Source organism: Pseudomonas sp. S3_E10, assembly GCF_054667615.1.
Genome location: NZ_CP162743.1, coordinates 2,223,421 through 2,238,298, shown reverse-complemented (window position 1 = coordinate 2,238,298; position 14,878 = coordinate 2,223,421). Strand labels below are relative to the sequence as shown.

Genomic DNA, 14,878 nt, shown 5'->3' with positions numbered 1-14,878 from the left:
GCATCATGCAGCGCGGGCTGACAAGAGAGGATGAAGGCTAAGTGCTATAAGGGGGTATCGGCCGGACGGGGGAATTCTTCAGTCGGAATGACAGAAGGTGTACAACCCTGTCCTGTCTGTATAGAAAAGCAAAAAAAGCCCCGCCAAATTGACGGGGTTGAGGTACGAGCGTGGCGCTCGGAAATCGTTGCAAGCAGGCCTCCCCGGTTACGGGGAGGCCGCTGCGGCTTACAGCAGGATCGTGCGGATGTCGTTCAGCAACTGGCTCAGACGCTGGGTAAAGCGTGCAGCGGCCGCGCCGTTGATCACACGGTGATCGTAGGACAGCGACAGCGGCAGCATCAGCTTCGGCTGGAACGCTTTACCGTCCCAGACTGGCTGGATAGTGGCCTTGGACACACCCAGGATCGCCACTTCCGGCGCGTTGACGATTGGCGTGAAGCCAGTGCCGCCAATGTGACCGAGGCTGGAGATGGTGAAGCAAGCGCCTTGCATGTCGTCTGCGGTCAGCTTCTTGTCGCGCGCCTTGGCAGCCAGGGCAGCGGCCTCAGCGGCAAGCTGCAGCAGGCTCTTCTGATCGACGTTCTTGATGACCGGTACCAGCAGGCCATCCGGGGTATCGACGGCAAAACCAATGTGGACGTACTTCTTGCGAATGATCGCCTTGCCGCTTGGCGCCAGCGAGCTGTTGAAGTCCGGCAGCTCCTTGAGCAGGTGCGCACAGGCCTTGAGCAGCAATGGCAGCACGGTCAGTTTCACGCCGGCTTTTTCGGCCACGGCTTTCTGCGCGACGCGGAAAGCTTCCAGGTCGGTGATGTCGGCCTGGTCGAACTGAGTCACGTGCGGAATGTTCAGCCAGCTGCGGTGCAGGCTCGACGCGCCGATTTGCATCAGGCGGGTCATCGGCACTTCTTCGGTTTCGCCGAAGCGGCTGAAGTCCACCACCGGAATCGGTGGAATGCCCGCGCCGCCCGTTGCAGCGCCGGCAGCCGGAGCTTCCTTGGCCTTCTGCATCATGGCTTTGACGTAAACCTGCACGTCTTCCTTCAGCACGCGACCGTGCGGGCCAGTGGCCGACACAGCGTTCAGCTCGACGCCGAATTCACGGGCCAGTTGACGTACAGCCGGGCCGGCGTGAACCTTGGCACCGCTAGGCGCAGGCGCGGCAACAGCAGGGGCCGGTGCGGCCTCGGCTTTTGCGGCAGGTGCAGGTGCGGCGGCCGGTGCGGCTTCAGCTTTTGCAGTTGCCGGAGCAGCGGCAGGTGCTGGCGCGGCAGCAGGCGCAGCGCCTTGTACTTTCAGCTTGAGGATGAAGTCACCGGTGCCGACTTCGTCTTCCAGCTTGACCGCGATGCTCTCCACCACGCCGGCAGCCGGCGATGGGATTTCCATGGAGGCTTTGTCGGACTCCAAAGTGATCAGCGACTGATCGGCTTCGACGGTGTCGCCCACCTTGACCAGCAACTCGATGATCTTGGCCTTGCCCGACGAACCGATGTCCGGCACGTGAATATCCTGCACGGTGGCGGCGGCAGGTGCGGCGGCCGGGGCTGGGGCAGCCTCGGCAGCAGCGGCAGGCTTTTCAGCGGCAGGTGCAGGTGCAGGTGCGGCAGCGGCAGCAGGTGCCGCCGCGTCGGCGGCGCCTTCGATTTCCAGTTCCAGCAGTTCGTCGCCTTCTTTCAGGCGGTCGCCCAGCTTCACTTTCAGGCTCTTGACCACGCCGGCCTTGGGAGCAGGGATTTCCATGCTCGCCTTGTCCGACTCCAGGGTCAGGATGCTCTGGTCGGCTTCGACTTTGTCGCCGACCTTCACAAACAGCTCGATTACTTCACCTTCACCGCTGCCGATGTCAGGTACGCGAATGAGTTCGCTCACAAAAATCTCCTCAGCAGTCCAGTGGGTTGCGTTTTTCCGGGTTGATCCCGAACTTGACGATGGCGTCAGCCACCACCTTGGGTTCGATCTCACCACGGTCAGCCAAGGCTTCCAGGGCTGCCAACACCACGAAGTGACGGTCGACTTCGAAGAAGTGACGCAGCTTCTTGCGGCTGTCACTGCGACCGAAACCGTCGGTGCCCAGGACTTTGAATTCCTTGGACGGGACCCACTGGCGAATTTGTTCGGCAAACAGTTTCATGTAGTCGGTAGAGGCAATGACTGGACCTTTACGGCCGGCCAGGCACTCTTCGACATAGCTCTTGGCTGGCTTCTGGCCAGGGTGCAGGCGGTTGCTGCGCTCCACGGCCAGGCCGTCGCGACGCAGTTCGTTGAAGCTGGTAACGCTCCACACGTCGGCGCCGACGTTGAATTCGTCACGCAGGATCTTCGCCGCTTCACGCACTTCACGCAGGATGGTGCCGGAGCCCATCAGTTGCACGTGGTGCGCCGCTTCCTTGGTGTCTTCTTCGAGCAGGTACATGCCCTTGATGATGCCTTCTTCCACGCCGGCCGGCATGGCTGGCTGCTGGTAGGACTCGTTCATCACGGTAATGTAGTAGAAAACGTCCTGCTGCTCTTCGGTCATCTTCTTCATGCCGTCCTGGATGATCACCGCCAGCTCGTAGCCGTAGGTTGGATCAAAGGTGCGGCAGTTCGGGATGGTGGCAGCCAGGATGTGGCTGTGACCGTCTTCGTGTTGCAGGCCTTCGCCGTTCAGTGTGGTGCGGCCGGCGGTACCGCCGATCAGGAAACCACGGGTACGGCTGTCGCCTGCTGCCCAAGCCAGGTCGCCAATACGCTGGAAGCCGAACATCGAATAGAAGATGTAGAACGGCAGCATCGGCTGGTTGTGGCTGGAGTACGAAGTACCGGCAGCGATGAAGGAGCTCATGGCGCCCGCTTCGTTGATGCCTTCTTCGAGGATCTGGCCTTTTTTGTCTTCCTTGTAGAACATCACCTGGTCTTTATCGACTGGCTCGTAGAGCTGGCCGACGGAGGAGTAGATGCCCAACTGACGGAACATGCCTTCCATGCCGAAGGTACGGGCTTCGTCCGGGATGATCGGGACGATGCGCGGGCCGATGTCCTTGTCCTTGACCAACTGCGCGAGGATCCGCACGAAGGCCATGGTGGTGGAGATTTCACGGTCGCCCGAACCGTCCAGGATTGCCTTGAGCGTGCTCAGGTCCGGGGTTGGTACGGCAAAGCTGTTGGCGCGGCGCTGTGGCACGAAACCACCCAGCGCGGAGCGGCGCTCGGCCAGGTAGCGGGCTTCGGCGCTGTTTGGCTCCGGCTTGAAGAACGGCAGGTTTTCCAGCTCTTCATCCTTGACCGGGATGTCGAAGCGGTCGCGGAACAACTTCAGGCTGTCGACATCGACTTTCTTGGTGTTGTGCGCAGTGTTTTTCGCTTCGCCGGCACCGGTGCCATAACCCTTGATGGTCTTGGCCAGGATGACGGTCGGTTGTTCTTTGTGGTTGACCGCTTCGTGGTAAGCCGCATAGACCTTGTACGGGTCGTGGCCGCCACGGTTGAGCTTCCAGATCTCGTCGTCGGACAGGTCGGCAACCATCGCCTTGAGTTCAGGCGTGTTGAAGAAGTGCTCGCGCACGAACGCGCCGTCTTTGGCTTTGTAGTTCTGGTATTCGCCGTCGATGACTTCGTCCATGCGGCGTTGCAGGATGCCGTCGACGTCCTTGGCCAGCAGTGGGTCCCAGAAACGGCCCCAGATGACTTTGGTCACGTTCCACTGAGCACCACGGAACACGCCTTCGAGTTCCTGGATGATCTTGCCGTTGCCGCGAACCGGGCCGTCGAGGCGCTGCAGGTTGCAGTTGATGACGAAGATCAGGTTGTCCAGCTTCTCGCGGCCGGCCAGGGAGATAGCGCCCAGGGATTCAGGCTCGTCGCATTCGCCATCGCCCAGGAAGCACCAGACTTTCTGCTTGCCTTCAGGGATGAAGCCACGGGCTTCCAGGTACTTCATGAAGCGTGCCTGGTAGATCGCTTGAATGGGGCCCAGACCCATGGAAACGGTCGGGAACTGCCAGAAATCAGGCATCAGCCAAGGGTGCGGGTAGGACGACAGGCCCTGACCGTCGACTTCCTGGCGGAAGTTGTTCATTTGTTCTTCGCTGATGCGACCTTCCATGAACGCACGAGCGTAGACGCCTGGCGAGGTGTGGCCCTGGAAGTAGATCAGGTCACCGCCGTGTTCGTCGGTCGGGGCCTGGAAGAAGTAGTTGAAACCGATGTCATACAGGGTTGCGCTGGAAGCGAAGCTGGAGATGTGACCGCCCAGGTCCGAATCTTTCAAGTTCGTGCGCATTACCATCGCCATGGCGTTCCAACGTACCAGCGAGCGAATGCGGCGTTCCATGAACAGGTCGCCAGGCATGCGTGCTTCGTGGGTAACGGGGATGGTGTTGCGGTATGGCGTGGTGATGGCGTAAGGCAGTTGCGAGCCGCTGCGGGTCGCGAGTTCGCCCATACGGGTCATCAGATAGTGAGCACGGTCTTCGCCTTCTTTGTCGAGAACCGATTCCAGGGCGTCCAGCCATTCCTGGGTTTCGACGGGATCGAGGTCTTGCATGGCTTGCTCCAGGGCGGAAAGGCTACCAGAATCGGTTGCCTGAAGTTTGCGACTGGCCTTGTGGGCAGACGACATAAATTCTTGGATGGCCGAAGGTTGCTTCGGCGTCCTGTAGTTTTACTACAAATCGTCGGCCATTTCAGCCTTTCGAATGTATATACGAGTAGTAAAACTACACAAGACTGAGCGGATTGCTCGGTCTGGCTGGTGAGCATAATCGTTATTGTTGATCTTTTGCGAACAAGAAAAGGTATGAGTTTAATGTTGCCTGCCAAAAATTATGAATTTTCAGCTATTTATAACCTTTGTTCGACAGTCCTCCATCGGGCGTGGTGCTTGCCTTCACAACTACAAGCCATTTACGCGCCGATGGAGGATAGACCATGAGCCTGCCAACGCTGGCCGAATTGCCCACCCTTCTTCTTCCGATTGCCCAGCGCGCCGAGCAGTCATTTCGTGACGCGGTGGCCACGCTGGACGACGATCATGGCCTTTCTACGTGGACCTCGCAACGGTGGGCCGATTTTGCCCGCGTCTGCGCCGCCAGTGATTTCGTTATTGAACAGAGTGTTCGTGACCCTTTGATGTTGCTCGAGCTGGCCGCCTGGGGCGAGCTGGACCGTGGCTTCGCCCCAGGCGAGCTGTGCGGTCAGATCGCCGGCGCCGTGCAGCAGGCTGAAACAGAAGATGAACTGGGCCGCCTGTTGCGTCGTCAACGTACCCGCCAGCAAGTGCGCATCATCTGGCGCGACCTCACCCGCCAGGCGGACCTGGTGCAAACCTGTCGTGACCTTTCCGACATGGCTGACGCCAGCATCGACCAGGCCTACCAGTGGCTCTACCAGCGCCACTGCGCACAGTTCGGCACGCCGACGGGCCGGCGCAGCGGCGAGCCGCAGCACATGGTCATCCTCGGCATGGGCAAGCTCGGCGCGGTGGAGTTGAACCTCTCGTCCGATATCGACCTGATTTTCGCCTACCCCGAGGGCGGCGAAACAGTGGGCGTGAAGCGCGCCCTGGATAACCAGGAGTTTTTCATCCGCCTGGGTCAAAAACTGATCAAGGCGCTGGACCCGATGACCGTCGACGGCTTTGTGTTCCGCGTCGATATGCGCTTGCGTCCCTATGGTTCGGCCGGCGCGTTGGTGCTCAGTTTCAACGCGCTGGAGCAGTACTACCAGGACCAGGGCCGCGACTGGGAACGCTACGCCATGATCAAGGCGCGGGTAGTTGCCGGCGACCAGGTGGCCGGTGCGCAATTGCTGGAGATGCTGCGGCCTTTCGTCTACCGCCGTTACCTGGACTTCTCTGCCATCGAAGCGCTGCGCACCATGAAGCAGCTGATCCAGCAGGAAGTGCGGCGCAAAGGCATGGCCGACAACATCAAGCTGGGCTCGGGCGGCATCCGCGAAGTGGAATTTATCGCCCAGGCGTTCCAACTGATCCACGGCGGCCGCGACCTGAGCCTGCAACAGCGACCGTTGCTCAAAGTGCTCGGCACCCTGGAGGGGCAGGGCTACTTGCCGACGGCGGTGATCGCCGAGTTGCGCAACGGCTATGAATTTCTGCGCTACACCGAACACGCGATCCAGGCGATTGCCGACCGGCAGACACAAATGCTCCCGGACAACCCGCAGGACCAGGCGCGCATGGCCTTCATGCTGGGCTTTGCCGACTGGGCCGCGTTCCATGAGCGCCTGATGTATTGGCGTGGTCGGGTGGATTGGCACTTTCGCCAAGTGATCGCCGACCCGGATGAAGAAGACGGCGCCGAAAGCGAACTGGTGGTGGGCGGTGAATGGTTGCCACTGTGGGAGGAATCCCAGGATGAAGACGCCGCCTGCCGCCAATTGGCTGAAGGCGGTTTTACCGACGCGCCCAAGGCCCTCAAGGCTCTCGCCAGTTTGCGCGGCAGCCCGCAATTGCGCGCCATGCAGCGCCTCGGTCGCGAGCGGCTGGATGCGTTTATCCCGCGCCTGCTCGCCCAGGCCGTCGAACACGCCAACCCGGACCTGGTGCTGGAGCGCGTGTTGCCGTTGGTCGAGGCCGTCGCCCGTCGTTCCGCTTATCTGGTGCTGCTCACCGAAAACCCCGACGCCCTGCGCCGCCTGTTGACCCTGTGCGCCGCCAGCCCGTGGATCGCCGAGCAGATCACCCGTTTCCCGCTGTTGTTGGACGAGTTGCTTAACGAGGGCCGGCTGTTCAAGCCGCCGCTGGCGCCGGAATTGGCCGCCGAACTGCGCGAGCGCCTCACGCGCATCCCCGAGGACGACCTTGAGCAGCAGATGGAAGCCCTGCGTCACTTCAAGCTCGCTCACCGCCTGCGCGTGGCGGCCTCGGAAATCGCCGGCAGCCTGCCGTTGATGAAAGTCAGCGACTACCTGACCTGGCTCGCCGAAGCCATCCTCGAACAAGTGCTGGCCCTGGCCTGGCGCCAGACCGTGGCGCGCCACGGCTCGCCGCAGCGGCTGGACGGCACCCTGTGCGATCCTGGGTTCATCATTGTCGGTTATGGGAAAGTCGGCGGCATTGAACTGGGGCATGGTTCGGACCTGGACCTGGTGTTTATCCACGACGGCGACCCTCAGGCCGAAACCGATGGCGCCAAGCCGATCGATGGCGCGCAGTTCTTCACGCGCCTGGGCCAGCGCATCATTCACCTGCTCACCACCCAGACCAACTCCGGCCAGTTGTACGAAGTGGACATGCGCCTGCGACCGTCGGGGGCATCCGGTTTGTTGGTGAGTTCCCTCGGTGCGTTTGACCGCTATCAAGAAAATGAAGCCTGGACCTGGGAACATCAGGCCTTGATCCGCGCAAGGGTGTTGGTGGGCAGCCAGGATGTGGGCCGTGCGTTCGAGCAGGTACGGGCTAAAGTGTTGGGGCGTGAACGGGACCTTGCCAAACTGCGCCAGGAAGTCAGTGAGATGCGTGCCAAGATGCGCGATAACCTGGGTACCAAGGCCACGCTGGCCGGTACCGGCGCCAATGCCTTCGAAGCCACGGTGGCGTTCGACCTCAAGCAGGACGCCGGAGGTATCGTCGATATTGAATTTATGGTGCAATACGCGGCTTTGGCGTGGTCTGCGCAACATCCATCGTTGCTGCGCTATACCGACAATATCCGCATTCTGGAAGGCCTGGAGCAGGTGGGGCTGATGCCCGCCGCCGATGCCCATCTGCTGCGCGAGGTGTATAAGGCCTACCGTTCCGCCGCGCATCGCCAGGCCTTGCAAAACGAGGCCGGTACGGTGGCCGGGGATCAGTTCGCCGATGAGCGGCGGCAAGTGATGCGTATCTGGCAGGAGCTGGGGTTGAGCTGAAACACTATTAGGGCGGGGAGGCATAAGCCTCCCCGCATCGTTTGTGGAAACTACATGAATATTCTGATCGTTGGGCCCAGTTGGGTCGGTGACATGGTGATGGCACAGACACTGTTCGAGTGCCTGCGCCAGCGCCATCCAGGCTGCCAGATCGACGTGCTCGCCCCCGAGTGGAGCCGGCCGATCCTTGAGCGCATGCCGCAAGTGCGCGAGGCCTTGAGCTTTCCGCTCGGCCACGGCGCCCTGGAACTGGCCACGCGCCGTCGCATCGGCAAATCCCTGGCCGGCCGGTATGACCAGGCCATCCTGCTGCCCAACTCGCTGAAATCGGCGCTGGTGCCGTATTTTGCCGGCATCCCCAAGCGCACCGGTTGGCGCGGCGAGTTCCGCTACGTGCTGCTCAACGACGTGCGCACGCTCGATAAAGCGCGCTACCCGCTGATGATCGAGCGCTTCATGGCCCTGGCCTATGCGCCGGGTGCCGAGTTGCCCAAGCCGTACCCGCGCCCGCGCCTGCGGATCGACCCGGTCACCCGCGACGCGGCGCTGGCCAAGTTCGGCCTGAGCCTGGATCGCCCGGTATTGGCGCTGTGCCCGGGCGCTGAGTTTGGCGAGTCCAAGCGCTGGCCGGCGGAGCACTACGCCAAAGTCGCCGAGACGAAGATTCGCGAAGGCTGGCAGGTGTGGTTGTTCGGCTCGAAAAAAGATCATCCGGTGGGTGAAGATATCCGCCAGCGCTTGATACCGGGCCTGCGCGAGGAGGCGGTGAACCTCAGTGGCGACACGTCGCTGGCCGAGGCGATTGACCTGCTGTCCTGCGCGGATTCGGTGGTGTCCAACGACTCCGGCCTGATGCACGTGGCCGCGGCGCTGAATCGCCCGTTGGTGGCGGTGTACGGCTCCACCTCGCCAGGGTTCACCCCGCCGTTGGCCGACAAGGTCGAAGTGGTGCGCCTGGGCCTGGATTGCAGCCCGTGTTTTGATCGGACCTGCCGTTTCGGCCACTACAACTGCATGCGCCAGTTGCTGCCGCAGCCGGTAAACGATGCCTTGCAGCGGTTGCAGGGCACAGTGGTCGAGGTTAATTGAGTTGCGGGTACTGGTAATCAAGACCTCATCCCTGGGCGACGTGATCCATGCGTTGCCGGCACTCACCGACGCGGCGCGGGCGATCCCCGGCATTCAATTCGATTGGGTGGTGGAAGAGGGCTTTGCCGAGATCCCCACCTGGCACCCGGCGGTAGACAAGGTTATCAAGGTGGCGATTCGCCGCTGGCGCAAGAACCTCTGGCAAACCATCAAGAGCGGTGAATGGCGGCGCTTCAAGCAGCAAGTCCAGTCGACCAAATACGACCTGGTGATCGACGCCCAAGGCCTGCTCAAGAGCGCCTGGCTGACCCGTTATGTGCGTGCGCCGGTGGCCGGTTTCGACAAAAGCTCCGCCCGTGAACCGCTCGCCGCGCGCTTCTACTCGCGACGCCTGGCGGTGGCCCGTGGGCAGCATGCGGTGGAGCGTTTGCGCCAGTTGTTCGCCGTAGCGCTGGGTTATGACTTGCCCAAAGGCTTGGGCGACTACGGCCTGAGCGTCGACAAACTGCTCGGCCTGCCGCCGAAAAAGCCGTTTGTGCTGCTGTTGCACGGCACCACCTGGGACACCAAGCACTGGCCCGAAGCCTACTGGCGTGAGCTTGCCGAACGCATGGGGCGCCTGGGCGTGGACGTGAAGCTGCCATGGGGCAACGCCGCCGAAAAGGCCCGCGCCGAACGCCTGGCCCAAGGCCTGGGCAACGCCGAAGTACTGCCCAAGTTGAACCTGGCCGGGGTGGCCCGCGTGCTGGCCGGCGCCCGCGCCTGTGTGGCGGTGGACACTGGCCTCGGCCATTTGGCCGCCGCACTGGATGTGCCGACCATTTCTTTGTTCGGCCCCACCAACCCCGGCCTCACCGGCGCCTATGGCAAGGGCCAGATTCACTTGGCCAGCGACTGGCCGTGCGCGCCCTGCCTGCAAAAGCTATGTACCTATCAACCGACGGCCGACGACCTGCGTCGGTTCGACATCAAGCGCGAGTCGCCCCTGTGCTTTACGCGCTTGAACCCTGAGCGTGTGGCCAGCCGACTGAGCACGTTGTTATTGGCTGAGGAGCTGCACTGATGCAACTGGCGTTTGTTCTGTACAAGTATTTCCCGTTCGGCGGCCTGCAGCGGGACTTCATGCGCATCGCCCTGGAGTGCCAGCAGCGCGGCCATCAGATTCGTGTGTATACGCTGATCTGGGAAGGCGACATTCCACCCGGCTTCGAAGTGCTGGTGGCGCCGGTCAAGGCGTTCTTCAACCATCGGCGCAACGAGAAACTCAGCGCCTGGATGGCGGCCGACCTGGCCAAGCGCCCGGTGGATCGACTGATCGGCTTCAACAAAATGCCCGGCCTCGACGTGTACTACGCCGCCGATGGCTGCTTTGAAGACAAGGCGCAAAACCTGCGCCATTCGCTGTACCGCTATTTTGGCCGCTACAAACACTTTGCCGACTACGAACGCGCGGTGTTCGCCAAAGACGCCAAGACCGAAGTCCTGATGATTTCCGAGGTGCAGCAGCCGCTGTTCATCAAGCATTACGACACCCCGCTGGAACGCTTCCACCTGCTGCCGCCGGGTATCGCCCAGGACCGTCGCGCGCCGCCGGATGCGGCGCACATTCGCGAAGGTTTCCGTAAGGAATTCAACCTGGCGGATGACGACCTGCTGCTGGTGCAGATCGGCTCGGGCTTCAAGACCAAGGGGGTCGACCGCAGCCTCAAAGCCGTGGCTGCGTTGCCGGCGCAATTGAAGAAACGTACGCGCCTGTTTGTAATTGGCCAGGACGACCCCAAAGTATTCCAATTGCAGAGCGCCACGTTGGGCTTGGGCGATAACGTGCAGTTCCTCAAGGGGCGCAGCGATATCCCGCGTTTCCTGCTGGGCGCCGACCTGTTGATCCACCCGGCGTACAACGAAAACACCGGCACCGTCTTGCTCGAAGCCCTGGTGGCCGGGTTGCCGGTGCTGGTCTCGGCGGTGTGTGGTTATGCCCACTACATCAGTGAGGCCGACAGCGGCCTGGTGCTGGATGAGCCCTTCGAACAAACCCAGCTCAACGGCTACCTGACGCGCATGTTGAGTGATTCTGCACAGCGCGCGGCCTGGGGCCGCAACGGGTTGGCCTTCGCCGAGACGGCCGACCTCTACAGCATGCCGCAGCACGCGGCGGATGTGATCCTGGCGGAGCCAAAACGATGAAGTTGATGCTTGCCGAACCGTTCAAGACCCTCTGGGCCGGGCGTGATGCGTTCGTCGCCGTCGAGGCGCTGGAAGGCGAGGTCTACCGTGAGCTTGAAGCGCGTCGCACCCTGCGCACGGTGGTCGATGGCCGTGGCTATTTCGTGAAGATCCACCGCGGCATCGGCTGGGGCGAGATCGTCAAGAACCTGGTCACCGCCAAGCTTCCGGTGCTGGGCGCGGGCCAGGAATGGCTGGCGATCCAGCGCTTGCAGCAACTGGGCGTGCCGACCATGACCGCCGTGGCCTACGGCGAGCGCGGCAGCAACCCGGCCGACCAGCACTCGTTCATCATCACCGAGGAGCTGGCGCCCACCGTCAGCCTGGAAGACTTCAGCATCGATTGGCTCAAGCAGCCGCCCGAGCCGCGTCTCAAGCGCGCGCTGATCGCCGAAGTGGCGCGCATGACCGGCATGATGCATCGCGGTGGGGTCAACCACCGTGACTGTTACATCTGCCACTTCCTGCTGCACACCGACACGCCGGTGACCGCCGATCACTTCAGGCTCTCGGTGATCGACCTGCACCGCGCCCAGACCCGCGACAAGATCAGCCATCGCTGGCGTGACAAGGACCTGGCCGCGCTGTACTTCTCGGCGCTGGACATCGGCCTGACGCGCCGCGACAAACTGCGCTTCCTCAAGGGTTACTTCCAGCAGCCGCTGCGCCAGATCCTCGCCGAAGAGGCCGCGTTGCTGCAGTGGCTGCAGGGCAAGGCCGACAAGCTCTACGCGCGTAAGCAGCGATACGGGGATGCGCTCTGATGGCGGGTTGGAACCTGGAACCTGCCTATGCCGCCCTGGCGGACGACTTTGGAAGCCTCGAAGCGGTGTTCGCGCTGCAGGGCGAGCGGCTAACACGCGACCCGTTGTCGGAAGTGATCCGGGTGCAGCGTGACGGAGTCAATTACTACGTCAAGCGCTACGTCGGCGCCGGCAAGGGCTTGCGTCGCTACCTGGGCAAGCCGCGGGTCAAGTCCGAATGGCAGAACCTCAAACGCTTCGCCAAGTGGGGCATTCCCACCGCCGACGTGGTGGCCTGGGGCTTGGAGCGCAACGGCCTGGCCTACGATCGCGGCGCGATGATCACCCGTGAATTGCCGAAAACAGAAGACCTCTCCGCCCTGGCCGATCGCAAAGATACGCGCCTGCGCGACCCCAAGTGGGTGAGCGTGATCAGCCGCCAGCTCGCCGAATATACGCGCACGATGCACGATCACCGCTTCACTCATAACGACTTGAAGTGGCGCAACCTGTTGGTCGACGACCAGCAGACCCTGTACCTGATCGATTGCCCCAACGGCGATTTCTGGCGTGGTTTCTGGCTTAAGTACCGCATTACCAAAGACCTGGCGTGCCTGGACAAGGTGGCCAAATATCACCTGTCGGCTACCCAGCGCTTGCGTTTCTACATGCAGTACCGTGGGTGTCGGCGACTGACCGAGTCTGACAAGCGGCGTATTCGCCACGTAGTGAAGTTTTTCGAGGGGCGCGAATGAGTGATTTCCTGGCGGCTGAAGACCGTGCCTTGCTGGAGCGCAATGGCCTGGCGACGTTCGACGCGTTGTGGGCCAAGCAGTTGGACGCGGTTGACGAGCCCAATACCAGTGGCGGCGGCTGGAGCAGCGTATTTCGGCTGGAACTCGACGGCCACGCTTATTACCTCAAGCGCCAAAGCAATTACCTCACTCGCAGCCTTCGCAAGCCGTTGGGTGAGCCGAGTTTCTCTCGTGAGTTTCGCAATATCAGCCGTTACCGCACGCTGGGTATCCCGGCGTTGCAGGCGGCGTTCTATGGCGAGCGAAAAGTGGCGGGTGAGTACCGCGCGATGTTATTGACCCGGGCCCTGGATGGCTGGAATGACCTTGATTCGCTGCTCGAGCAATGGCCGTCGCTGAGCGAGGCCCAGCACCGCGCCATTCTGCTGGCCTGCGGCAAGCTTGCGCGTCAGTTGCACGGCGTCGGTCAGGTGCACGGCTGTTTCTATCCCAAGCATATTTTCCTGCAGGCCACCGGTGACGGTTACGCCGCGCAGTTGATCGACCTGGAGAAAACCCGCCCGCTGTTGTTCGGCTGGCGTGACCGGGTCAAGGACCTGGAGCCGTTGTTGCGCCGCGCGCCGCAGTGGTCGGATGCGCAGGTGCGCCAACTGCTGGCGGCCTATGCCGACCAGCCGCAAGGCAGCGCGCTGGTCGCCACCTGGCTGCAACGCCTGACGACGCGGCGTAGCCACAAGGAGAACCGCTGATGCGCCTGTCCGAGCTGAAAAACGCCGGCCGCACACCGAGCCTGCCCCTGACCCTCGACCTGGCGGATGCCGCAGGCCCCGGCCAACTGCAACTGCTGAGCCTGGTGCGCGTAATGCCTGGCGAGCGTTATGTGGGCGCAGCGGTGTGGCGCGGGCGCCCGGTGCTGGCCAAGTTGTTGGTGGGCAGCAAGGCTGCGCGGCACTTTCAGCGTGAACTCAGCGGCGTGCGCCTGTTGGCCGAGCAAGGCCTGACCACGCCTTTGCTGTTGGCCGATGGGTTGCAGGAGGGCGAAGGGGGCTGGCTGCTGTTCGAGTTTATCGAAGGCGCCGAAAGCTTGGCCGACGCCTGGCACGCTGTCGAAAGCCTGCCGCCATTGGCTGACGAGCAAACCGCCGTGCTTGCCCAGGCGTTAGGTGCGATTGCGCACATGCACACGCAAGGCTTGTGGCAGGAAGATCTGCACCTGGACAACCTGCTGCGTCAGCGCGACAAGCTGTACTTGATCGACGGTGCCGGTATCCGTGTCGAAGAGGCGGGCAAGCCGCTGTCGCGTCACCGAGTGCTGGAAAACCTCGGCGTGTTTTTCGCCCAGCTGCCCAAAAACCTCGAGCCGTTTACCGAAGAGTTGCTGGTGTACTACCTGCTCGGCAATGGCGAACATGCTTTGCCGCTGCAAGCGCTGGAGAAACAGGTGCGCAAGGTCAGCGCCTGGCGCTTGAAGGACTTTTTGAACAAGGTCGGCCGCGAATGCACGCTGTTCAGCGTGGCTCGCGGCGCATTTGGCTTGCGCGCGATTCGGCGTGAAGAAGAGCCTGCGATGCTGCCGGTACTGGAGCAGGCCGATGCGCTGCTCGACAACGGCCACATGTACAAGACCGGCGGCGCCGCCAGCGTGGCCAAGGTCGAAGTGGACGGTCGCGCGCTGGTGATCAAGCGCTACAACATCAAGGGCTTCGCTCATTGGCTCAAGCGCTTCTGGCGCCCGAGCCGCGCCTGGCATTCATGGCGCGAAGGCAACCGCCTGGCGTTCCTCGGCATCGCTACGCCAACGCCGTTGGCCGTGCTGGAAAAGCGTTTTTTCTGGCTGCGCAGCCGTGCTTACCTGATCACCGAATACCTGCCGGGGCCGGACATCATCGAGCGCTTCGCGCCCTACGTCGAACACGGCGACGCGCCGGAAAACGAATTGCTGGCGCTGGATCACCTGTTTGCCGAACTGATCCGCGAGCGCATCAGCCATGGCGACTTCAAGGGCCATAACCTGTTCTGGCATGAAGGCCGCTGGGCGCTGATCGACCTCGATGCCATGTGCCAGCACCACTCGGCCGCCAGCTTCGCGCCGGCGTTTGCCCGGGACCGCGCGCGGTTCATGCGGAACTGGCCGCGGGAGAGTGCGTTGTATCAGTTGATCGATCAGCGGTTACCCAGGGAGGTCGACGCCCCTGGCCGTTAAGCGGAACA

General features: G+C 62.3%; 10 protein-coding genes. 8 read left to right on the top strand and 2 right to left on the bottom strand.

Features of this window, described 5'->3' with window-relative positions; translation table 11 throughout:
* Positions 1-228: 228 nt before the first annotated feature.
* Together aceF and aceE are read right to left on the bottom strand one after the other, a co-directional pair.
* Complete coding sequence (gene aceF / locus AB4N98_RS10110; protein WP_065879466.1) at positions 229-1,875, bottom strand: dihydrolipoyllysine-residue acetyltransferase; 1,647 nt, start codon at positions 1,873-1,875, stop codon at positions 229-231.
* Between the two features lie 10 nt (positions 1,876-1,885).
* On the bottom strand, positions 1,886-4,531 hold the full coding sequence (aceE, locus tag AB4N98_RS10105; protein ID WP_017526477.1) for a pyruvate dehydrogenase (acetyl-transferring), homodimeric type: 2,646 nt from the start codon (positions 4,529-4,531) through the stop codon (positions 1,886-1,888).
* Positions 4,532-4,914: 383 nt separating this feature from the next.
* On the opposite strand from aceE, the gene glnE reads away from it, so the two are divergent.
* Genes glnE through AB4N98_RS10065 form a run of 8 tightly spaced genes read left to right on the top strand, consistent with a single transcriptional unit; the run spans position 4,915 to position 14,870 of the window.
* The gene (gene glnE / locus AB4N98_RS10100) at positions 4,915-7,854 is read left to right on the top strand and encodes a bifunctional [glutamate--ammonia ligase]-adenylyl-L-tyrosine phosphorylase/[glutamate--ammonia-ligase] adenylyltransferase (protein WP_137220161.1); all 2,940 of its coding nucleotides are present in this window, start codon (positions 4,915-4,917) and stop codon (positions 7,852-7,854) included.
* Between the two features lie 54 nt (positions 7,855-7,908).
* Positions 7,909-8,943 carry a lipopolysaccharide heptosyltransferase II gene (gene waaF, locus AB4N98_RS10095; RefSeq protein WP_017526475.1) on the top strand — a complete coding sequence of 345 codons (1,035 nt, stop codon included), beginning with the start codon at positions 7,909-7,911 and terminating at the stop codon, positions 8,941-8,943.
* A gap of 1 nt (position 8,944) precedes the next feature.
* Complete coding sequence (gene waaC / locus AB4N98_RS10090; protein ID WP_017526474.1) at positions 8,945-10,006, top strand: lipopolysaccharide heptosyltransferase I; 1,062 nt, start codon at positions 8,945-8,947, stop codon at positions 10,004-10,006.
* The gene (locus AB4N98_RS10085) at positions 10,006-11,130 is read left to right on the top strand and encodes a glycosyltransferase family 4 protein (RefSeq protein ID WP_017526473.1); all 1,125 of its coding nucleotides are present in this window, start codon (positions 10,006-10,008) and stop codon (positions 11,128-11,130) included. The genes waaC and AB4N98_RS10085 overlap by 1 nt, the downstream gene beginning before the upstream one ends.
* Positions 11,127-11,933, top strand: coding sequence for a lipopolysaccharide core heptose(I) kinase RfaP (gene rfaP, locus AB4N98_RS10080; RefSeq protein ID WP_137220162.1), 807 nt, complete (start codon positions 11,127-11,129; stop codon positions 11,931-11,933). The genes AB4N98_RS10085 and rfaP overlap by 4 nt, the downstream gene beginning before the upstream one ends.
* Positions 11,933-12,667: a lipopolysaccharide kinase InaA family protein gene (locus tag AB4N98_RS10075; RefSeq protein ID WP_017526471.1), complete on the top strand. Its 735-nt coding sequence runs from the start codon at positions 11,933-11,935 to the stop codon at positions 12,665-12,667. Before rfaP ends, AB4N98_RS10075 begins: the two co-directional genes overlap by 1 nt.
* Positions 12,664-13,416: a lipopolysaccharide kinase InaA family protein gene (locus AB4N98_RS10070; RefSeq protein WP_065879464.1), complete on the top strand. Its 753-nt coding sequence runs from the start codon at positions 12,664-12,666 to the stop codon at positions 13,414-13,416. Before AB4N98_RS10075 ends, AB4N98_RS10070 begins: the two co-directional genes overlap by 4 nt.
* Entirely contained in the window at positions 13,416-14,870 is a 1,455-nt protein-coding gene (locus AB4N98_RS10065) for a lipopolysaccharide kinase InaA family protein (protein WP_065879463.1), read from the top strand. Before AB4N98_RS10070 ends, AB4N98_RS10065 begins: the two co-directional genes overlap by 1 nt.
* Positions 14,871-14,878 lie beyond the last annotated feature (8 nt).